The sequence below is a fragment of the Heliomicrobium undosum genome (assembly GCF_009877425.1).
GTDB lineage: Bacteria > Bacillota > Desulfitobacteriia > Heliobacteriales > Heliobacteriaceae > Heliomicrobium > Heliomicrobium undosum.
This window is the reverse complement of sequence record NZ_WXEY01000002.1, coordinates 96,891-119,020: the sequence shown is the minus strand read 5'-3', so window position 1 is coordinate 119,020 and position 22,130 is coordinate 96,891. Positions and strand designations below refer to the sequence as shown.

The 22,130-nt window shown below is 56.7% G+C and carries 14 protein-coding genes, 1 other RNA gene and 1 other annotated feature; of the genes, 10 read left to right on the top strand and 5 right to left on the bottom strand.

Translation table 11 applies throughout. The features are described from left to right. Position 1 precedes the first annotated feature (1 nt). The 6 genes from GTO91_RS02590 (at position 2) to GTO91_RS02565 (ending at position 8,155) form a co-directional block, all read left to right on the top strand. Positions 2 to 1,006, top strand: coding sequence for a potassium channel family protein (locus tag GTO91_RS02590; RefSeq protein ID WP_207708960.1), 1,005 nt, complete (start codon positions 2 to 4; stop codon positions 1,004 to 1,006). A gap of 39 nt (positions 1,007 to 1,045) precedes the next feature. Next, positions 1,046 to 2,347 carry a phenylacetate--CoA ligase family protein gene (locus GTO91_RS02585; RefSeq protein ID WP_161254416.1) on the top strand — a complete coding sequence of 434 codons (1,302 nt, stop codon included), beginning with the start codon at positions 1,046 to 1,048 and terminating at the stop codon, positions 2,345 to 2,347. Between the two features lie 27 nt (positions 2,348 to 2,374). After that, positions 2,375 to 2,806, top strand: coding sequence for an amino acid-binding protein (locus GTO91_RS02580; protein ID WP_161254413.1), 432 nt, complete (start codon positions 2,375 to 2,377; stop codon positions 2,804 to 2,806). 100 nt (positions 2,807 to 2,906) lie between these two features. Continuing rightward, entirely contained in the window at positions 2,907 to 5,699 is a 2,793-nt protein-coding gene (locus GTO91_RS02575; RefSeq protein WP_161255051.1) for a UPF0182 family membrane protein, read from the top strand. Positions 5,700 to 5,786: 87 nt separating this feature from the next. Further along, positions 5,787 to 5,964: non-coding RNA, 6S RNA (ssrS, locus tag GTO91_RS02570), on the top strand. 119 nt (positions 5,965 to 6,083) lie between these two features. Then, positions 6,084 to 6,354, top strand: a binding site (T-box leader). Between the two features lie 235 nt (positions 6,355 to 6,589). Continuing rightward, complete coding sequence (locus GTO91_RS02565; RefSeq protein ID WP_161254409.1) at positions 6,590 to 8,155, top strand: 2-isopropylmalate synthase; 1,566 nt, start codon at positions 6,590 to 6,592, stop codon at positions 8,153 to 8,155. Between the two features lie 125 nt (positions 8,156 to 8,280). Here GTO91_RS02565 and GTO91_RS02560 read toward each other — a convergent pair whose 3' ends face one another. Continuing rightward, positions 8,281 to 10,656 (bottom strand): DUF1091 domain-containing protein, encoded by a 2,376-nt coding sequence (locus GTO91_RS02560; protein WP_161254407.1) that lies wholly within the window; start codon positions 10,654 to 10,656, stop codon positions 8,281 to 8,283. A 13-nt stretch (positions 10,657 to 10,669) separates the two neighbouring features. After that, the gene (locus tag GTO91_RS02555; protein ID WP_161254404.1) at positions 10,670 to 11,671 is read right to left on the bottom strand and encodes a cysteine peptidase family C39 domain-containing protein; all 1,002 of its coding nucleotides are present in this window, start codon (positions 11,669 to 11,671) and stop codon (positions 10,670 to 10,672) included. Positions 11,672 to 11,904: 233 nt separating this feature from the next. Here GTO91_RS02555 and GTO91_RS02550 point away from each other — a divergent pair, with 233 nt between their 5' ends. The 3 genes from GTO91_RS02550 (at position 11,905) to GTO91_RS02540 (ending at position 17,427) form a co-directional block, all read left to right on the top strand. Then, positions 11,905 to 12,552: a hypothetical protein gene (locus GTO91_RS02550; RefSeq protein WP_161254401.1), complete on the top strand. Its 648-nt coding sequence runs from the start codon at positions 11,905 to 11,907 to the stop codon at positions 12,550 to 12,552. Between the two features lie 80 nt (positions 12,553 to 12,632). Then, positions 12,633 to 14,336, top strand: a complete 1,704-nt coding sequence (locus tag GTO91_RS02545) for an FAD-dependent oxidoreductase (protein ID WP_161254398.1) — start codon at positions 12,633 to 12,635, stop codon at positions 14,334 to 14,336. Between the two features lie 877 nt (positions 14,337 to 15,213). After that, positions 15,214 to 17,427 (top strand): PepSY domain-containing protein, encoded by a 2,214-nt coding sequence (locus tag GTO91_RS02540; RefSeq protein WP_161254396.1) that lies wholly within the window; start codon positions 15,214 to 15,216, stop codon positions 17,425 to 17,427. 127 nt (positions 17,428 to 17,554) lie between these two features. Here GTO91_RS02540 and glgP read toward each other — a convergent pair whose 3' ends face one another. Next, positions 17,555 to 19,387: an alpha-glucan family phosphorylase gene (gene glgP, locus GTO91_RS02535; protein ID WP_161254394.1), complete on the bottom strand. Its 1,833-nt coding sequence runs from the start codon at positions 19,385 to 19,387 to the stop codon at positions 17,555 to 17,557. 144 nt (positions 19,388 to 19,531) lie between these two features. Between glgP and lexA the strand changes: the two genes are divergently transcribed. Further along, entirely contained in the window at positions 19,532 to 20,143 is a 612-nt protein-coding gene (gene lexA / locus GTO91_RS02530) for a transcriptional repressor LexA (RefSeq protein ID WP_161254392.1), read from the top strand. Between the two features lie 224 nt (positions 20,144 to 20,367). Here lexA and GTO91_RS02525 read toward each other — a convergent pair whose 3' ends face one another. Together GTO91_RS02525 and GTO91_RS02520 are read right to left on the bottom strand one after the other, a co-directional pair. Then, positions 20,368 to 21,468 (bottom strand): D-alanine--D-alanine ligase, encoded by a 1,101-nt coding sequence (locus GTO91_RS02525; protein ID WP_161254390.1) that lies wholly within the window; start codon positions 21,466 to 21,468, stop codon positions 20,368 to 20,370. A 93-nt stretch (positions 21,469 to 21,561) separates the two neighbouring features. Then, the gene (locus tag GTO91_RS02520) at positions 21,562 to 22,038 is read right to left on the bottom strand and encodes a DUF456 domain-containing protein (protein WP_161254388.1); all 477 of its coding nucleotides are present in this window, start codon (positions 22,036 to 22,038) and stop codon (positions 21,562 to 21,564) included. Positions 22,039 to 22,130 lie beyond the last annotated feature (92 nt).

The window sequence follows — 22,130 nt, the reverse complement described above, 5'->3', positions numbered from 1 at the left end:
CGTGGAATCGCGCCAGATCAAATGGGCCACCCTGTCGATCATCGGTTTTATGGTCTTTGGCACACTAGGGATCCTTTTTTTCGAAAAGGAGTTTACTCTCCTTGACGCGGCATGGCTGACAGAGACGACCCTGTTGACAGTGGGCTACGGCGACCGCCTCCCTAAAACGATGGGGGGACAGATCTTCACCCTCGTCATCATGCCCCTCGGCGTCGGCATTGTGGCCTACGCCATCGGCATCATCGCCGGCTATGTCGTGGAAGGACGATTGGCCAATCTGTGGGGGAAGCGTGCTATGAAAAACAAGATCGCGAAACTGAGCAACCACATCATTGTCTGCGGCGCCGGTCGGGTCGGCTGGCAGGTGGCGGAACAACTGTCCCGCGAAAACGTCCCCTTTGTTGTCGTCGATTCCAGAGAGGACGTTTTGGAAAAATACGTTCACGGCAAGTTCCTCTATGTGCATGGGGACGCCCTCGATGATGCTGTGCTGCTGGAGGCCGGCATCGAACGGGCCCGTGGGATCGTGGCTGCACTGCCCACCGACGCCGACAATGTGTTCATCACACTGACAGCCAAAGGGATCAAGGCGGACCTGCTTGTCGTTGCCCGGGCCGACCGTTTAGAATCAGAAGAGAAGCTCCGTCGCGCCGGCGCGGACAAGGTCGTTTCTCCCGCCGTGATTGGCGGGAAACGGCTGGCTATGTCCATTCTGAAGCCGGTGAGCGTTGACTATGTCGATACAGTCCTCCATGACAGGGAGTACGAGTTCAGCATGGAAGAGATGATCCTGCAAAACCCGTCTCCGCTGATTGGCAAGACTCTTGTCGAAGCCCGTATTCGTGAAGAGACGGGAGCGATGGTGGTCGCCATTTATCGGGGACGCCAACTCATATCGAACCCGCAGGGTTCAGAAAAGCTGGAGGCCGACGACCTGGTCATCCTCTTCGGCACCCGTGAACAACTTCTTGCCTTTGAGCGGTTGGCAGCCGCCAAACCATCTTAGAATCAAACATCAAAAAAGACGAGCTGAGGAGAGTGACCCATGATCTGGAACCGACCGATGGAAACCATGGCCCGCAAGGAATTGGAGGCATTGCAACTCCAACGGCTAAAAGCCCTTGTGGAGCGGGTCTATCACAATGTGCCTGCCTACCGGGAAAAGATGCAGGCCGCCGGATTGACGCCCGTGGATGTGCAAAGCCTGGAGGACCTGCGTCGACTGCCCTTTACGGTAAAGCAGGACCTGCGCGACCACTACCCCTATGGACTCTTCGCGGCTCCCATGCGCGAGATCGTCCGCGTCCACGCTTCTTCCGGCACGACGGGCAACCCGATTGTCGTCGGCTATACCCGCAAGGACCTTGACACCTGGTCGGAAGTGACCGCCCGGACCCTGGCTTGCGCCGGCGCTGACGCCGACTCAGTCGTCCAAGTCAGCTACGGCTACGGCCTCTTCACCGGCGGCCTCGGCATCCACTATGGCGCCGAGAAGCTCGGCGCCACCGTCGTGCCCATGTCCGGCGGAAACACTCAGCGGCAACTCAAGCTGATGCAGGACTTCGGCGCCACCATCCTGGCCTGCACGCCTTCCTACGCCCTTTACCTCGCCGAGGCGATCCAAGAGATGAAGATCCCCCGGGAAAAGCTGCGCCTGAAAGCGGGCATCTTCGGCGCTGAGCCCTGGACCGAAGAGATGCGGCGCGAACTGGAGTACCGCCTGGAGATCATGGCCATCGACATCTACGGTCTGAGCGAGGTCATTGGTCCCGGCGTCGCCAGCGAATGCCCCGTGAAAAACGGTCTACATATCTTTGAGGACCACTTCATCCCTGAGATTATCGACCCCGAAACGGAGCAGCCGCTGCCCTACGGGGAAAAAGGGGAACTCGTCTTCACCACCATCACCAAGGAAGGCTTCCCCGTCATCCGCTACCGCACCCGCGACATCTCAGTCCTGCACGCCGAACCCTGCCCATGCGGCCGGACCCATGTCCGCATGGAAAAGGTGAGCGGCCGCAGCGACGACATGATCATCATCCGTGGCGTCAACGTTTTCCCGTCTCAGGTGGAGAGCGTCCTCCTCAAGCTCGGCCTGACAGAGCCCCACTATGTGCTCGTCGTCGATCGGGTAGGCACCCTGGACACGCTGGAGGTGTGGGTGGAGGTTTCGGACAAACTCTTCTCCGACGAGGTGCGCAACCTCGAAAAGATCGAACGGACGATCCAGCGAGAACTGGAAAGTCTGCTGGGGCTTACCGCCCGCGTCCGCCTCGTCGAGCCCAAGTCGATCGAGCGCAGCGAAGGCAAGGCCAAGCGAGTCATCGACCGCCGGAAAAAACAATAACGAAACAGGGAAGGGGAGGGATAACCTATGAAGGTGCAACAAATCTCCGTCTTTCTGGAGAACAAATCGGGTCGCCTCGCCATGCTGACAAAGGTGCTGGCCCAAGAAAAGATCAACATCCGGGCGCTCTCCATCGCCGATACAACCGACTTTGGCATCCTCCGACTCATCGTCGACCAGCCTGACGCCGCCTATCTGATGCTCAAACGGGCCGGCTTCACCGTCAGCGAAACGGCCGTCATCGCCGTGGAGATCCCTGATCATCCCGGGGGCCTCGCCGAGATCCTGGACATCCTCGCTGGCGCCGAGATCAACATCGAATACTGCTATGCGCTGCCCCAGAAGAGCAATGACAAAGCCCTCGTCGTCTTCCGCGTCGAGCGGTTGGACGAAGCCATCCGCGTGCTCCTGGAAAAGGGCATTGGCGTGCTGAAGGAAGACTCCGTATACGGAATCTAATTTTATGAAATGATAGCGGATATGGATGCCCGTCAAAAAAGGGCATCCATTTTCCACACCTCGGATTTACCGCATGAAGGAAAGGAATGGGCAATTGACTGTGAAACAACGCCGCTTTCGAGGTGCAGCCTTCCTGGCGGTCATCTTTTTTCTATTGCCTCTGCTTTCCGCGCTGCTCCGTCTCTATGTAGAGTGGCGCTGGTTCGGTTCCGAAGGGTTTGGCGACCTCTGGTTCACCCGCTATGCCACGGATTGGGGATTGATCCTGGGCACAGGACTGCTCACCTTTCTCTTTTTCTACTTCAACCTGCGTCTGACCCGCGACGTTGTCGACAAAGCGTTGCAGTACGCCCGGACGACAGCGGAGGATCACCCCAGACTATTTGCGCTGGGCGATTGGCTAAAGCCGGAGAACGTTCGCTATATCTTTCCGCTGCTCAGTCTGGTGCCGGCGCTCCTCGTCTCCCAACTGGCGCAAAACCGCTGGCAAACGCTGCTGCTGGCGCTGCAGAACGAAAAATTCGGCATTGCCGATCCGCTGTTCCAAATTGACGTTGGTTTTTACGTCTTTCATTTGCCGCTGCTGGAGTTTATCTACGGTGTCGTCCAGTTTGTCCTGGTTGTGACGGCGATCCTGCTGGTTCTCGTCTATCAGACCGCCAATACCCTTGGTTTCGGCAAAGTGGGGTGGGGGGAACTCCCTCGCGCCCGTTTTCACCTCGCCGGGATTGGCGCGCTCTTTTTCCTGGTCAAGGCCTTTGGGTACCGACTGGACATGTACGATCTGGTCTATTCGCCCCGCGGCGTCGTCTCCGGCGCCAGCTACACCGATGTGCATGCCCAACTGCCGGCCTACCAGATCCTCTCGGTGATCGCCCTGATCACGGCGGTCATGCTCGTCTTCGCCCTTGTCCGCCGGCGCATCCGCTGGGCCGCCTACGGCGTGGGCCTGCTCGTCGCCGCCTCCGTGTTAGTAGGCGCCATCTACCCGGAACTCGTCCAGCGGTTCAAGGTAGAACCGAACGAGTTTGTCATGGAAAAACCCTACATCGATATGAACATCGCCTTCACCCGCCGGGCCTTTGACCTGGATCGGATCCAGATCCAGCCCTTCACCGTCAAAAATGACCTCTCAGCGGCCGACATCGTCGCCAACAGCGACACGATGGCCAATGTGCGCCTCTGGGACTGGCGTCCCCTCCAGCAGACCTACAGCCAGTTGCAGGAGATCCGCCTCTACTACAAGTTTAAGGGAATTGACATCGACCGCTACCGCGTCGACGGCGCAGAGCGCCAGGTCATGCTGGCGGCGCGCGAACTGGACGCGGCCGCGCTGCCGGAGGCCGCCCAGACCTGGATCAACAAGCGCCTGCTCTACACCCACGGGTACGGTGTGGCCATGAGCCCTGTCAACGAGGTCTCCTCAGAAGGCTTGCCGAAGTTTTTCTTAAAAGACATCCCGCCGAAGCCGGCGTCACCCAGCCTTGCCATCACCCGGCCAGAGGTCTATTTCGGCGAGACAGAAGGCGACTATGTCATCGTCAAGACGGCGACGAAGGAATTCGACTATCCCTCCGGCGATGACAACGTTTACACGACCTATCAGGAAGAAGCCGGATTGCCCGTCGGATCCTTCATGCAAAAGCTGGTCTATGCCTTGTATTTCGGCGACATGAAGTTGCTCCTTTCCTCGGAAATCCTGCCGGAAAGCCGCCTGCTCATGGATCGCAATATCGTCGACCGCCTTCAGAAGGTTGCCCCCTTTTTGCGCTTTGACAAGGACCCCTACCTGGTGATCCAGGATGGACGGCTCGTCTGGATGGCTGACGCCTATACGGTGTCCAGATCCTATCCCTTCTCCCAACCGGTCAACGGCATGGGCAACTACATCCGCAACGCCGTCAAAGCCACTGTCGACGCCTACACGGGCCGGATGACCTTCTATCTCAGTGATCCCAATGATCCAATCATCCGCGGCTATGGGGCCATCTTCCCGGGCATGTTCCGGCCCATGGAAGAGATGCCGTCGACGCTGCGGGATCATATCCGCTACCCCGAAGAACTGTTCCAGATCCAGTCGCGCGTCTACGCCACCTACCACATGGAGGATACGGGCGTCTTTTACAACAAAGAGGATGAATGGAACATCCCCACAACACGGGTGAGCGACAAGGAGCAGCGGGAGATCGAGCCCTACTACACGCTGATGCGGCTGCCCGGACAGGCGACGCCCGAGTATATCCTCATGATCCCCTTTACGCCGTCGAAAAAGCAAAACATGATCGCCTGGATGGCTGTTCGCAACGATGGGGCCAACTATGGCAACATCGTCGTTTACACCTTCCCGAAACAGGAGCTTATCTACGGTCCCGCACAGCTCGAGGCGCGGATCGACCAGGATTCGGAGATCTCCCAGAAATTGACCTTGTGGAACCAAAAGGGCTCCTCGGTCATCCGCGGCAACCTGCTCGTCCTGCCGATCAGGGATTCGCTCCTCTACATCGAGCCTTTGTTCCTGCAGTCAGAGCAGGGGAAACTGCCGGCCTTGCGGCGTGTCATCGTCATTTTCGGCGAACGGGTCGTCATGGAAGAAAACCTGGACACGGCGCTCCAGCGGATCTTCGGCCAAGGCGCCGCCGCCAGACCGCCGGGTCAGGGAACACCGGCACAACCGGGCGCGCCGCCGGCTGTGCCAGGGCAGCCACCCGCGCCGGGTCAGCCGGGAGCGCCGCCAGGGCCTGCTGTGCAATCGGTTCCCGAACTGGCTGCTCGGGCGCGCCAACTGTACGACGATGCCGACGCGCGCCTGAAAGCGGGCGATTGGAACGGCTACGGCGAACGGCTCCGCGAACTCAGGGAGACACTGGAAACCTTAGAGAAAAAGACGAGGTAACTGGAAATTCAATTGAGAAAATGGAAATTCAATTAATTTTCCGTTTCACAAAGCGGGGCATCGGTGGTATAATGACGTCGAACAGCAATGTGCCTGCCGTGTTCGTCAGCCCATGAATGTTTCTAACCTACAGGAAACATTCGGGAGTCAATACCGGCGGTGGCTGCCAGGCCAACGTTGATTGGAAGGCAAAAACGTGCCGTGAGGCGCCCACCTGCGAGACGCAGGTTTAGAAACCAAGGTGCAACGGCATAGCGGGTACATTGCCGTTTCATAGGTAGAACTGAACACCCCGGCGATGAGCCGGGGCCATTTTTTTGCCTGGACTATTGACAACCGAACAAAGGGTCTGGTAGAATTCGGAGCAATTCCACTAATATTCGGAAACAGACGATGAGAGGGAATAGTAGGTCCTCGTGCGGAGGTCAGAGAGCCGCTGGTTGGTGCGAAGCGGTCGAGGCAGGGACTGAACTCTCCCTTGAGTTGCCGACCGAAATCCCTTCGGGGAGAGTAGAATCGGACGGAAACTTCCACCGTTACAAGAAAGGGGATATCGGAGCAGCCGTGTTTCTGTTCCCGTATCCTGATAGAGTGAGCGGCCTATTGTTGCCGTTTATTTGAGTGGTACCGCGGAGGAACCCCCTTCGTCTCAATTGTTTGAGGCGATGGGGGTTTTATATTTTTCCGGTAAAGGGGGTGGTTCAGGATGGAACTAGACCTTGGAGACCTTGGAGACCTTGGAGACCTAGAGGGCCTTGAAGACCTAAAGGGCTTAGACGCTCGAAGAAGCCGGGTAGAATTTGACCGCGCGGATGAACTCAGTCGCCTAGACACCCGGAAGGATCTTGCTGGACAGAGCGAAATGAGTAAAATAGGGAGGAATAAGGGCTATGAAGAGGCTGTACATCTTCGACACCACCTTGCGGGACGGAGAACAATCGTTAGGAATCACCTTAAACCTGAAAGAGAAACTGGAGATCGCCCACCAACTGGTCCGTTTGGGCGTTGATGTGATTGAACTGGGCTTTCCTGCTTCATCACCGGGGGACTTCGAATCGGTCCAAACCATCGCCAGAGAACTGAAAGGCGTCACCGTCTGCGGCCTGTCGCGCTGTGTCGCCAAAGATATCGACCGTTGCGCTGAGGCGCTCAAAGACGCTGAGTCGCCCCGGATTCACACCGGCATCGCTGTGTCAGCGCTGCACATGGAGAAGAAGTTGCAGATGCGCCCTGATCAGGTGATCGAGGCGGCCGCCGCAGCCGTGCGACACGCCAAGTCCTATATAAGTGACGTTGAATTCTTCGCCGAAGACGCTTTCCGGAGCGACCACGACTTTTTGGTGCAGGTGTTGACAAGAGTGATTGAGGCGGGAGCGACGGTCGTCAACGTGCCCGACACAGTCGGCTACGCCACGCCCTGGGAATATGGCGAACTGATCGCCTACGTGAAAAACAATGTTCCCAACATCGACCGGGCACGCCTCAGCATCCACTGCCACAACGACCTGGGCATGGCGACAGCCAACTCCCTGGCCGGCATCAAGGCCGGCGCCGACCAGGTCGAAGGCACGATTAACGGCATCGGTGAGCGGGCCGGCAACACATCGCTGGAAGAGGTGATCATGGCCATCTACACGCAAAAACAGCGGTACGATGTCCAGCACCGGATCAATACGCGGGAGATCGCGCCGACGAGCCGCCTCGTCTCCATGATCACCGGCGTCCCTGTGCCCGCCCACAAGGCGATTGTCGGCGCCAACGCCTATATGCACGCCTCGGGCATCCACCAGGACGGCGTGCTCAAGGAAAAGCAGACTTATGAGATCATCGACCCGGAAATCATCGGCGTGCCGAGAAACCGGATCGTGCTCAGCGCCCGTTCCGGCCGTCACGCATTAAAACACCGGCTGGAAGAACTGGGCTACAGTTCCCAGACGGTAGACATGGAGCAGGTCTACCAGGCGTTCCTGCGCCTGGCCGACCAGAAGCAAGAGGTCTATGACGAGGATCTGCACATGTTGATGGGCGCAGGCGGGCCGGAGGCGAGCCGTTATCGACTCAAGCGCATCTCTGTCGTAACAAACGGTCACGTCTCAGAGAATGATACTGGCGCTGATGATGCGATTCCCGGTACTACTACCGGCGCCAGCGCCGCAACCGCAACGGCCACCGCCACAGTGACACTCGAAATCGACGGTGCCCAGACCACCGATGCCGCCGCAGGCAATGGTCCTGTCGACGCCGTCTTTAAGGCCATCGACCGAATTACCGGCAAAGCCATCCGCTTGGAAGATTACAACCTTCGCTCGGTCAGTCGGGGCGCTGAGGCCCTGGGTAACGCCACCGTAAAAATCAGGACCGGCGACAACCCCTCCGTGATGGGCCGGGGGGTCAGCACCGACATCATTGAGGCCAGCGCCAAAGCCTATGTAGACGCCCTCTCTAAGTTACGATAACAATTTCTAGGGACTTTAGGTGACGCATTATTTACACAAAGCATTACGCTCACTTAGAAGTCAGAAAGACCGCCTTCCTACCGGAGAGGCGGTCTTTCCTTGAAACCTTTTGCGGTTGCGGCTGGTTATTCACTCCACCGGCACTGGCGGATAAAGCCGTTCATTCGCTCCATGGAACTGCGGATCTTCTCCAGCATGGCCCGCCGGGTCAGCAGGTGGGAGGGGCTCACAGGCATCTCTTTATACAGGTGCAGTTCGCAGAATCGTTCGAAGAGCATCTCCCGGGCCGGTTTCAGCTTCAACAGGACGGCGTAAGAGTCGCCGAGGCTCTTGTAGCACTTGTTCACCGTCTCGCTCGTCTCGGAAATGCAGTAGGGGAGAACGGCCCGCATCAAATACTCGTAGCTGTGAATGGCCTGCTCCACATAGAGCTTCAAACGGTTTTTCTCCAGTTCATCCTTGGCTCTTTCCCTGTTGTCGCGGGCGTCTTCATCGAAGAACATGCGCACCAGATTGACCGCGTAGGCGGGGTTGATGGCCACCGAGGCCAGCGTGGCGCCCCATCTGGCCAGATCGCTGTTGTCCTCTTCTATTTCAGGCTGCGGGACGATGACGTAAGAGATCGGCCCCAAGCTGCGTTCCACGTCCCCAAGGGAACGAGAGATTTGCCCGGTGATGCCGGAGAGCCCCCGCTGCAGGCTCTTGAACACCTCTACCTTGACATTCTGCTTTGCCTTGCGGGCCAGGCGCTGCTCTTCCTGTTTCAGCATCAGCGGCAGGTAGATGCTGAGCATGTCCAGGTGTTTTTTCAGACCCTGAACGGCATAGTAGAGGTAGTTGGCCTGTTGGGCCAGTTTCTCTTTTTCCTCCGCCTCTGTCGCTTGTAGGGTCTGGATCTCCGCTTCGATGACGAAGAATTGGGAAAACAGTTGCGTCATGATGTAGTCGTTGACGTTCTGGGTCCACTGGGCAAAAAGACTGTTGTCGGGCAGCGCCAGGGTGGCTTCTTTTTTTAGAGACTGGTACTGGGATTGAATCAGCCCCTTGATCGTCTGCATCGGCGCGCGCAGGGGAACATCGCCGCGCCCCTGGATCAACAGCACGATGCGGCAAAAGTCATCTTCCTCCTGGGCGAGTTCCAGGTACTGAATCCGCTTGAGGGAGGAATAGGCGAACTTGTCCAGATGGCGTTGGGGATCCTGCATCAAGGCGCATCCATCGGCGTCAAAGCGGAAGATGAAGGGCTGGCTGCTGTTCTCGGCAAGGCACAAGCTCTTGCGGGAGAGTTTTTGCAACGGCAAGCCTGTCTTCCAGAACTGCTGGTACTCCTCCTGTTTGTCCTCCTCGCGGAGGATTAGGGAGAGAACCTGTTCTCGGTAGACGATAAAGGGGATGCCGCTGCTGTTGAAATAAAACTCGGCATCCTGGTCTGAAAAGCGATGGACCGTTTCCATCCCGTCGGGATCGATAAACCGGCATTCGCCCGGGCTGTGGACAAAGAGGAGGGTTTCATCGATGCAGGCCATATCGGCGAGGCTGCCGAAGACACCTGTTTCGAAGATGACCCATTGCCCGGCGAAGCGCTCCGCCAGATGGACCTGTTCCTCCATTTTCAGACCATTGAGGGAGATGCGGCAGTTGTCATCATCGCGGAAGAAATAGAGCGATTGGGTGTAGGAATCGTAGGCGATGGATGGTTCCTCGTCGTCTATGAGTTGTTCGGCCAGGACGCGCATCCGTTCTTCATCGACGATTTGAGCCATATCTTGGCTCAGCGCCAGCAGCGCCGGCTTCCGGCGCGTTCCCGCCTGATCCAGCCGGCCCGTGTATTCTCCGGGGAAGAGCATGGCGTCGATGGGCACGAGATCGAATAGTTTGGGCAGACGGGACCAGGCTTCGACGACGCTTCGCGCCGCATGCTCATCCAAGACCAGCAGTTCGGCCTTCTTTATTGTTTTTTCTCTTTTGCACTCATCGGACCATGTGAAGCGTCCCGACAATTTGATGTAGGGTTTTTCATACTGGCAGGCGGTCGCCCGCGTCAAGTCCAATTTGTTTTTATAGACGCCGGAAGTAAGGACAATGGCGTGACCGGCGATCTTCAAATTGACGGGAAAGAAGCCCTGTTCCAACTTGATATAGGTGCGCTCGGCCGGGATTTCAAAGAGGCCGGGTGACCGGCTGCAAAGGGACAGGAAGTCGGGGAGGGAAAAAACGATGGTGAAGGACAGGTTGTAATCATTTTTCTTGCTGTAAGCGACGCGAACCTGTTCTTCAAAACTCGTCCGCAGATCGCCTTTTTGCAGTTGGACAGTAATCAACTTGGGGTCGCCGAACAAGCCGCCTGTATCGTGCGCAAAGACCCGTCCCTGACTGGTGAGATAGAGGCTGCGCGTTCCGACGATTGAGGAGCCTGTAAACTCCAGCGAATCAATGCTGCTGGGGTTGCAGATGATCGACTCGCCTGATTTCAATCTCTTGCTGATCTCTGCAATCGACATAGGTCACCTCTCCTTACAGCCAATCATCTCCATCTGCAGGGTCGTCGAGCAGATCGGCATAGGAGTGAAGGTTTTCCTGCCCATGATCTTGGTCATGATGGTCAGAAGGGTTACCGGTATCATCGTCTGAGTCGAAGGGATTGAGATCTTCGATCAGTTCTTCAATGGACGTGGGCGTGTCGTCATTGTCATCGAGCAGGTCTACGAGGCTTTCCTTGCCTTCATGGTTAATGTGGGCCGGATCGCCTTCTGCCTCGTGATCGACAGACCCCAGGGCGTCCTGGTCCCAGGCCGTCTCGGTCAGACGCCACCATTCATCGGGATGATACATGAGATCCTGCATTTCTTCAAAGGGCACGTCCCCAACGGCGGGAATGTAGCCTGCTGCGTAGTCGAAGTTCTCCATCTCGGGGAGGTGGGGAGGCGCCGGTTCCTGGGTGGACACCATGTAGCATCCGCTGTCCTGCCAGGCATCAAGAAAATCCTCTAGGGGATATGTAGCCGCCGCTTCTCCCGTCCCGGGATCGCTGACGATGACTTTGATATGTTCCGGGTCGGATGTGTCGATCCCGCTGACAACAACCGCATGGTCCGTTCCGGAGATGCCCAGTTGATCGGCGATGTTGCTCAAGATGGGCTGTTCCTGCCAAAGTTCACCTGAATCGACGCCGATGATCACCTTATGTCCTTGGGCCAGTTCATTGGCCAGATTGAAGATGTTGGCGTTCTCGATGCGGTTGACAGGGATACCGTGCAGTTCCAGCAGATTGCCTACATCTTCGAGGGGCGTTCCGCCGCCAGGGGTATACCAGCCGTTGGCGCTGGCCTCTGCCATCAACTGTTCCTCCGTCATGGGGAGTCCAGTGAACTGTTCGATGATAAATTGCTGGGAACGAATGGCGCAGGTATCTTCGTAGTTCTGCTGACCGGGAAAGACCTCACTGTCTTCCACCGGCGTTCCGATGAGCGGATCGGCTTCGATGATGTTGGGGTCTTTGACGTTGCCGTTGGGCATTGCACTTCCTCCTTACGTTGCACTGCTGTTCAAGAATTTGTTCTAGGAACACTTACACGTGTACGTCAATATGTCACTTTTTTCGACACCGTTGGTAAAATTCCTAGTGATAGTTATTATATGGAGGTAAATTTTTTTACTGGAAAAGCGGCGGCGATTGAAAGGTTGAAGGAAATCCCCCCTGCGTGTGGAATAAAGGTAAAGCAAATGTTACCTCCAGGGGGTATATCGATATGAGTCGCAGAAACGTCCGCTTTCAGGGTGTAATCAAAAACGGCGCCGCCATCGAATTCTTTGGGACCATAATCCCAAGCCTGCTGTTGTTCAAACGCGATCCGCGCGCCTGGTGGCAGCGCCGGCAATCGAGAAGAAACCGCAATCGACAGCCGCTGCCTTTGCTGGAGGATTTGCTCAAACGCCCCAATGACGCCGGGCGCGCGGGGGATACATACATCTTCATATTTAAGTGGAAGGGCGATGAGTTTGATTTAGACGCCTTCCACGACAGCCACGACTTCCTGCTTGATTTGGAACGGGTGCTCCGCGCCCAGGGACGGCGTTTTCGCATCTTTACGACCCTCTCGCCGAAGATAAACCTGCCCGAACTGGCCGAAACGGCAGGTCTGGGCAATCTGTCGCCCTTCGGGTTGCTCGTCCATCCCCGATTCGGTCCACGGATGCTGATCACCGGGGTGGAGGTGGAAGGGGGGCTGCCGCTTCCTGGTCAAGTAGAGCAACCGGCGAGTATGGGCTGCAATGACTGTGGACTATGCCTGAGCCTTTGCCCACAAGCGCCGTTGGAAAGGGGAGAGGTGGACCTGCGAAAATGTGAGGGGTGCAGCCGCTGCATCAAGTGCTGTCCCATCGGCAAAAGCGTTTAAATCGTCTGACATGAAACGTAACCACTTGTGTCATCAACGTATTTCACAAGCAACCGTCGATGAAGGAGGGGCAGCCAACTATGGGATCTCGAAGAATCGTCGTCATCGGCGGCGCTGCCGCCGGACCGAAAGCCGCAGCGCGTGCTCGTCGCCTTGATGAATTTGCGGAAGTTACCATCATCCAGAAGGAAGCCGACCTTTCCATGGCATCCTGCGGCTATCCGTATTATGTGGGCGGTGTCTTCCACGACCGGAACCAACTGATCTGCAGCCCCACTGGGGTTGTCCGCGACAGCAACTTTTTTAAAGCCGCAAAGAACATAACCGCCCTGGTGAGCACCGAGGCGACGGCGATCGACCGTGAGAAGCGGCAGGTCCATTGCGTCCACCTGCCGACCGGGGAAACGCGGACAGTGAATTACGATAAACTGGTCATCGCCACCGGCGCCCAGGCGCTGATTCCGCCTATCGCAGGGACGGAACTAAAAGGTGTGACAACCTTGCACTCGCTGAAGGACGCCGACTACCTGCGCCGGATCCGAGACGAAGGCGTCGTCAAAGAAGGAGTCATCGTCGGCGGCGGCTTGATTGGGATGGAGGTCTGCGAAGCGCTGCAGCAGTCCGGCATCCACATGACCGTTGTCGAGATGATGCCACACACCTTGACATTCCTCGACTGGGAACTGGCGAGCATGCTGGAAAAGCATGTGCAAAGCAAAGCCGCCAGGGTGATCACCCACAACGGTGTCGCCGCCTTCATCGGTCGCGACGGTGAATTAACGGCGGTTCGCCTGCAAGACGGCACGGAACTGCCCTGTCAACTGGCCATCATCGCCATCGGGGTGAAACCGAATGTGACCTTAGCCCGCCAGGCCGGTCTGGCTATCGGCGAACGGGGCGGGATCCTGGTAGACGAGTACATGCAGACCTCCGACTCGAACATCTACGCGGCCGGAGACTGTGTAGAAGTCAGGAACCGGATCACCGGGCAAAGCGTCCTGGCGCCGCTGGGAGACCTGGCCAACCTGCAAGGCCGTGTGGCGGGACAGAATGTGATCGAGGGCAACTGCGCCCGTTTTCCCGGAACCATCCAGACAGGGATTTGCAAAGTCTTTGATTACACCGCCGGCGCCACTGGTCTCTCGGAACAGGCGGCGCACCGTCTCGGATACACCGATATCATCACCGCCACGACGACCACCTTGGATAAACCGGGTTTCATGGGCGGCAAACCGATCATCACGAAAATGGTGGCCCATCGCGACAGCAGGCAGATCCTGGGGGTTCAGTGCGTCGGCATCGGCGATGTGAGCCGGCGCATCGCTGCTGCAGCGCTGGCCGTGCAGGGCCGGTTCACCGTCGAAGACATGATCAACGCTGACCTGCCTTACGCGCCGCCCTTTTCTCAGGCCATCGACTCGCTGATCACGACCGCCCATGTGCTGGAGAACAAGCTGGCGGGACGGATGAAAGGCATCTCCGTCATGGACGTGAAAAACAAAGTCGACAGGGGGGACGATGTCTTTTTCCTCGATGTGCGGGGGAAAGACGAGTTTGAAGTCATGCGTCTTGGCATCGGCGAGACCCTGATCCCGCTGGGCATGCTGCGTCAACGCCTTCACGAGTTGCCTGCTGACAAGGACCGTGAGATCATCGTCTACTGCAAGATTTCCCTGCGTGGTTATGAAGCCGCCTGCATCCTGGAGGCCAACGGCTGGCGCAATGTCAACGTGATGGAGGGCGGTGTCCTGGCCTGGCCCTATGCGATGGAAAAGAGCGGTTGATCCCTTGCCAATGAAGCGCTGAATTGGACAGTGACGCCCTGTTTTTCTAGATGAGAAACAGGGCTTACTTTTTTTGTTCAGCGCCGAAAAGCAGGATTTTTTCTAAAAAGTTAACCTGTTGGGGACGGTCGGAAAGCCGTCCCTTTTTCTTCAACTTCATTAGTTTACATAATATCGATTATGCGAAATAAAAGATCGGTTGTTTGCCCGGTGAACGGCCCCAGCGCTGCACAATCATTGCACTCTGTTTTTTCCGGACATGCTCACCGTAGCTGACGTTTTAACTGCTATAGGTTTCCTACTGCCGGGCCTAGACAATTGTGACCTTGTTGAGCCTTATGGCGTATATTCCTGATTGCTTTTCTCTAAGTAAATCCGTGCCCGCTGACGCACGCTTTAATCACTGTACACTGGCCAGCTTATCCGGAGCTTAGACGTTCCAACACCAACAGGCAAACATGAAAAGCTCTTATCAGTCCGCTATGACCGTCAGCACTTAGGTAAATAGGAAAGATCGAAGCAGATTCAGTTGCGCAACTCTGTGATGGTCAAATCTGTCATTGGCCGTATAAACAACTGTATACGGCCTTATTAATCCTGCTTTTGCAGAAAGGCAATGCTGCTGCAATCGATCCATAACCATGGTCCCGATTGTTACCGCCCCTGGAGAGCCGCTCTTTCACTCCCGCGAACATATTATGTAAACTAATGACCGAAACGATAAAACATACGTTCATGTTCAAAACACCTCAAACTCATCACAGTTCATTTAAAATCAACGAGAAAAAATCACCCCCCTTGCAACCTTTCCGTTCCTTCCATCGTCATTACATTGATAAGATATCCCGATAAGAACCAAATAAAGGAGTGAAAACACATGGTCCAAAGGCACACCTTGCGTCGCTGCCTGGCCGGTTGCCTCAGCGTCTGCCTGCTGGCAGGATTTGCGCCGGCCAGCGCCGCCGTCGCCGCCGAACCAGCGCGGTTGATCGCTGCGCCGGATGGGCAGATGAAGCCCACTTCTCCGGAAAAAGCGCCGGTGACGCTGGAGCAGGCGTTGGTCAAAGCAAAGGAAACCTTCCCTCCCCCTCCGGAATACACGACCTTTCAATCGGCCTTTAACGGCTATGGCAAGCAAACCGTCTGGAGCTTGAGTTGGCGGCCGGAAAACAATGCGGGATTTTTTGAGGTTTCCGTCGACGCTGTCACCGGCGAGATAGTGGCCATGAACATGTGGAAGGAACTGATGATGCCCCAGGGACGTCCGAACCTCTTCCCCACCCTGCCGCTGGACAAAGCGCGGGAAAAAGCCTGGCGCCTGGTGCAACAGCTTAACCCGACAAAAGCGGAGAACCTGCGGCTACATATGGATGGACTCAACGGCGGCGTCATCCGACCGGAGATGGAAAGGCGTTACAATTTCATCTGGCAACGCACCCACAAGGGCATTCCTTTTCCGGGCAACACCATCATGGTGGAAATAGACGCCAACAGCGGCGATGTGACCAGTTATCACGTCAACTGGACCACGCAGAGCCTGCCTGACGCCCAGGGTGTAATCTCTCTCCAAAAAGCGCGCGAAATCTATGAAAAAGCGGGCATGCTCGAACTGCAGTACTATTCTCCTCGCACCCCTGACGGGAAGGCGACCAAAGAGCCTCAATTGATTTATCGTTTGCAACACCCGTCCAACGGTCAAATCGACGCCTTTACCGGTCAGCCCGTAAAGCCCTATACACCGGATTGGAAGTTTGCCGAGGGCGGCGCTGGCGGGTTCGGTTCCTTCGCAAAATCGGCTGCCCCCGATCTGACTCCCCAGGAAAATCGGGAAGTTGAACTGGCCGGCAAGCTGATCTCCCGCGACAAGGCACTCCAGGTGGTAAAAAAATGGTTTGACCTTCCGCAAGGCGCGGACTTGCGAGGCGCCCATCTGGGCAAGTTCGAGGAGAGCACCTACGCCTGGATGTTTGACTGGGAAGGTTCTCAGGAAAAACAGATCCCCTTCGTCAATGCCCGGGTGAATGCCGAAACGGGAGAACTTGTCGAATTTAATCTTCATGATCCGAATGATTATAACCAACCGGGCGGGGACCTGTCTCGTGAAGAGACGTTGAAGATCGGCGAAGCCTTCTTGCAAAAAATTCAGCCTGATCGTTTGGCACAGGCCCGCCTAAACAACAATGTCAATGAAATGACGCCGATTATCCTGAAAGGAAAAGCGCCCGCCAATCACTCGTTCCTCTATCGCCGGCACGTCCAGGATGTGCCCTATCCGGAAAACTTCATCTCCATCTCGGTCAACACGAAAACCAAAAAGATCACTCGCTACCAGATGCGCTGGTCCTCGTCAGACCGGTTTGCCGCCCCGCAAAATATTCTCAGCCCCTCCGGCGCTGTTGACGCCTTCCTCAAATACCGTCCCCTCACCCTTACCTATACCCAAAATTTCACCGAACCGGGCAAGGAAGCGCCCATTACCCTCGTCTACCTGGCGCAGGATGGACCGAACGGAAGCTCCTATGAGATGATCGATGCCCGTTCCGGCAAACCGCTCCGTTTTGACGGCCAGCCCATGGAGCCACCCAGCGGTTCCTTCCGGTTCAACGATATTGCCGACAACCCGCTCGTCAAAGAGATCAGTCTGCTAGGTCAGATGAACGCCTTCCGGGAGTACGGCGACGCACTGCGTCCCGATGAGCCGGTGACCGCCATTTCACTTCTACGGTCGATCGTGATCACCCGACCCGATTATTACCGTGAAGACAAGCCTTCTGACGCCGATATCCTGCAACGGGCGCGAACGATGGGCCTGCTCGTCGAACCGGTCCAAGCCGGCGACGCCGTGAGCCGTGAATTGCTCGCCAAGTGGATGGTGCGGATGCTCAAACTGGAACCGGCTGCTCGTCTGCAATCGATATACCAGCTACCCCATGAAGACGCGGCTTCCCTTTCACCCGAATCGAAGGGCTATGTGGCCATCGCCTGGGGGCTGGGATTGCTCCCCGGTGATGCTGGACAACTCGAACCCAGCCATCCGGTGACCCGTTTGGAAGCCGCCACATCCATGGTGAGGGCGTTTAAGGTGAAGTAATTAAAAAACTCGATAAGAACATTAAGCGCAACGATAAGATTGAAAATAAGCAAGGAAGAGAAAGAAAAAGAGAGACGAGGCGATTGTCGCGTCTCTCTTTTTCGTTGGCTTTTGTTTCTGAAACCGCTCACCAGCGCCCCTCGTCTTGCGGCGACGAATAGCCCGGGCGTTCCGATTCGTCGTAAACACCGACTGGCATGGAAGGGATGTCCAGATCCTGGGCCGAACGGGTGACTTCATACATAACGTCAAAGTATTCCCTGATCATCCGGTGGGACGAGAACTGCCAGCGGGACATGTCGATGCTGGCGCGCATCATTTGGATCCATCGTTCCCGATCATGGTAGTAGGTCGGGATCACCTCATTGAGTAACACCCGGTAGAGCTCGCGCAGGTCTTTTTCGTCCTGCTCCCATTCGTTCAGGTTGGCTTCTAAGATGGGATTGAGCAACCATCCGCTCACTCGATGCTGTAGCCCCTCGCCGACCCACCCGTCGACAACACTCAGGTTCAGCACCCCGTTCATGGCAGCCTTCATCCCCGAGGTTCCGCTCGCCTCCAGGGGACGGCGCGGGTTGTTCAGCCACACGTCACAGCCACGCACCATGTGGCGGGCCACTTCCATGTTGTAGTTCTCGATGAAGACGACGCTCTTGCCGTATTTCTTGGACATGCGCACCAACTGCTGGATGATGTCCTTGCCGATCCCATCCTGAGGATGGGCCTTGCCAGAGAAGACAAGTTGAATCTTGCCTTCCATCAGCAACGGCTCGATCACCTCAGAAGACCGGAAGATCAAGTCGCTGCGTTTGTAAGGCGCCGCGCGACGGGCAAAACCAACGATCAAGGCGTCCGGGTTTAACCGGGTGTGACAGTGTTGCTCAATATAGTCGATCAGCATGCCCTTGTTCCGCTGGTGGACCTCCCAGAGATCACCCTTGCGCTCAAAGGCGTCACGGATACCCTCATCTTGCCAGGTCTGAGGGTGAACCCCGTTGGTGATGGAGATGATACAGGCGGCGTCATGGATGTCTTTCCACATGCGGCAGGCCGTCTGACCATGCAGTTTGGAGACGCCGTTGGCGATGTGAGACAGGCGCAACGAGGCCGCCGTCATATTAAAGGGATCTCCGCCGATTTCGCGGGCCTGCTCGTAGGTCAGCCCGTTGTAGACCTCCATGTGCTGAAGCAGACCGTGATCATGGACCTCGTTCCCGGCCTCAACCGGCGTATGGGTCGTAAAGACGATCTGCTTTCGTGTCTCGCTCCAGGCGTCTTTGAAAGACATCCCTTGCCGCATCTTTTCCCGGATCAGTTCGAGGCCGCAAAAAACCGCATGCCCCTCGTTCATATGATAGATGTCCACATCGATATCCAAGGCCCGCAATGCCCGGATGCCGCCGATTCCTAGGATGATCTCCGCCGCCACCCGGTCCTGCGCGGCGCCGCCGTAGAGGCGATTCGTCATCCACCCGTGTTCGCTGCCCGGGAAATTCGTATCGAGAAGATAGAGGGACACATTGCCGAACTGCTCCACCTTGTGGACCTTGCAGGTCACATCAGCGCCCCGCACCCGCACCTTGACGGTGATCCCCGTGTCTTTGACCGAATCAAAGCTGAAATTGGGATACTTGTCATAGGGGCGGCCGTCTTCCCCGATGTATTGGTGCGTATAATCCTGGTTCCAGAGGATTCCGACACCCACCATGGGCAAACCCAAATCATAGGCCGCCTTCAGGTAATCGCCGGCCAGCACGCCGAGACCGCCGGCGTAAATGGGCAGTTGGGAATCCAAGCCGTATTCCATGCAAAAGTAGGCTACTCTAGGTTTTTTCGCCGTATCATCGTCAAGCCTCAAATCGCTTTTTCCAGCGGAAAAGGAGCATCTCCGCCGGAATTCACCTCCCGCCACAGAGAATGGGGTTTCTTTTGCTATCATGCGCATCTCCAATAAATTCATACAACAGCGCTTGAATGGGGCAGTTTTCCACATGAAAACACCCGTTTTCCAAAGAAAGATGGTTTTTCCGTGAATTGATGTTTGATAGGTCAGATTATGTTATAATTATTGGCGGAAAAACGGACGTATCCGGGAGGGCCCTTGATGTTCGAGCTGAGCGAACGACAAAAGTTGATTCTGAACTACATCCGTACGGAAATCCGCCGCCGCGGCTATCCGCCCTCTGTCCGGGAGATCGGCGACGCCGTCGGCCTGACCTCCAGTTCCACCGTTCATGGTCACCTTAGCCGCTTGGAAAAAGCGGGTTTCATCCGTCGAGACCCCGCCAAGCCTCGGGCTCTCGAAGTGCTAGCGCCTGACGATGAAAACGGGGGGACCCGTCCGCTCATCGACATCCCCATCCTCGGACGAATCAACGCGGGTCGCCCTATCCTCGCCACGGAGAACATCGAAAACACCTTCCCCCTTCCACTCGATTTCATCCGTACCGATCAGGTCTTTATCCTGACCGTCCGGGGTGAAAGCATGATCAACGCCGGCATACATGACGGAGACCTGGTGATCGTCCGCATCCAGCAAACGGCAGACAACGGCGACATCGTCGTGGCCTTGCTCGGCGACGAAGCGACAATCAAACGGTTTTTCAAGGAAACGGATTACTACCGGCTGCAGCCTGAAAACGACTATATGGACCCCATCCTGATCAAGGAGGTCCACATCCTCGGCAAGGTTATCGCCTTATTCCGGAAGTTTTAAACTTTTGCAGCAAACGAAGCAAATCATCAGCAGACGAGATACATCATCTTGACAACCAGATATTATCGTTCCCGGCGCAAGAAACGAATGAACTGAAACGAACATATAAGAAGACGCCTCTCCGGTACTTGGAGGGCGTCTCTTTTCATGATCCCAGATGTAGACGGCGCGCAACGGTTCTTACACAGGTACGGCCATTCGGTGCATACGGGGATTCCGTTCCGTCACAGACGAGGTAACCGTTCCGTGGCGTTTCGCTGTTTTTCTCGGTGACGGGCGAGGCCCAGATCGACAATCCGGCTGAGCAGTTCCTCATAAGGAATGCCTGTCGCCTCCCAGAGTTTCGGGTACATGCTGATCGAGGTAAAGCCGGGCAGGGTATTGATCTCGTTGATGTACACTTCCCCGCTGTCCTTGTCAAACAGGAAGTCAACGCGTGAAAGACCGGAACCGTCGACGGCGCGGAAGGCGCGGATAGCCATCTCTTGAAAAGTCGCCACGTCGTCCGCTGCGAGGGGCGCCGGGATGAGCAGGCGCGAATCGGCGGCGGCGTATTTGGCGTCATAGTCGTAAAACTCGTGGGCCGGCACAATCTCGCCGGGCACAGACGCCGCCACCTCATCGTTCCCCAGCACGCTGACCTCGATCTCACGGACGTTGATCCCTTTTTCTACAACAAGTTTGCGATCGTAACGGACGGCGTCGTCAAAAGCGGCGACCAGTTCCGCCCGGTTTGCCGCCTTGGAGATGCCCACACTGGAGCCCATGTTGGCCGGTTTGACGAAGCAGGGGTAGCCGAGACGGCTTTCCACATCGCCGATGACCTGGTCTCGCGCCGACTCCCAGCGGCTGCGTAGCACCACCAGATAGGGCAGTTGGCGCAAGCCGCTCTGGGCAAAGAGCGCCTTCATGATCGCCTTATCCATGCCACAAGCCGATGCCAGGACGCCGCAGCCCACATAGGGGACGTTGGCCGTCTCAAAGAGTCCCTGAATCGTCCCGTCCTCCCCGTTCGGACCATGCAAGACCGGGAAGAAGACATCGATAGGAATAGGCTGCTGCCCGCCGGCGATGTTTTCCTCGACGAGGCCGGGGCAAGTCGGGTCGGGAAGAAAATAGACCCGCCGACCATACGGTTGTTGGCCTTTACGCAGTTTTTCGATCACTTCGGGCCCCAACCACCAAGCGCCCCGGCGGTCGATGCCGATGGTCAATACATTGAAACGGGAACGGTCCAAGGCGTTGACGATGGATTGGGCCGATGTCAAGGAAACCTCATGTTCCCCCGAACGACCGCCACAGATCACGGCGATGGTTTGTTTCATCGCCAGGTCCCCCTTTCCAAGAAAAAGGATGGGCCGGCCCACCCTTTTGCGTTCCATTCAGTGAATATCCTATGTCGGCAGTATCGCAGGCGCTTACCATACCCGCCAGATGAAGGCGATGATCATCGCCATCGCCAGCAGAAAGCGCAGGGCCGAAGCGCCAGCCAACCCAAGCACCGTTCCGACGCCCGCTTCCAACGCAGTTTCAATGGAACGGCCATGCCAAAGTTCGCCGGCGACGGCGCCAATGAACGCGCCGGCCACCGCACCGAAGGGTCCCAACGGGAGCCCCAGCAGCCCGCCGGCGACAGCGCCCCAGGTCCCGGAGGAGGAAGCGCCAAAACGGCGAGCCCCCCAGGCTGTTCCCAGGTAATCGAGTCCGCTCGACAGCAACACCGCGATCAGGTTCAGCCCTAAAAAGAGCGGCGTCATCTTCTGAAACCCTTCGGCAAAGCCGTAGCCGACCATTGCCAGAAAGATCAAAGAGATGCCGGGAATTACCGGCAAAAAGGTGCCGAGGACGCCGATGAACATGACAACGATTGCGCCGATCAACCAATAATCGTACAAACTCCGACTCTCCCCTGTGTCATCGCAATGTCAATAGCTTTAGTATTTCCACATTGTTTGACAAGCTCCTGCACGGGATCGGCGTTCTTCAC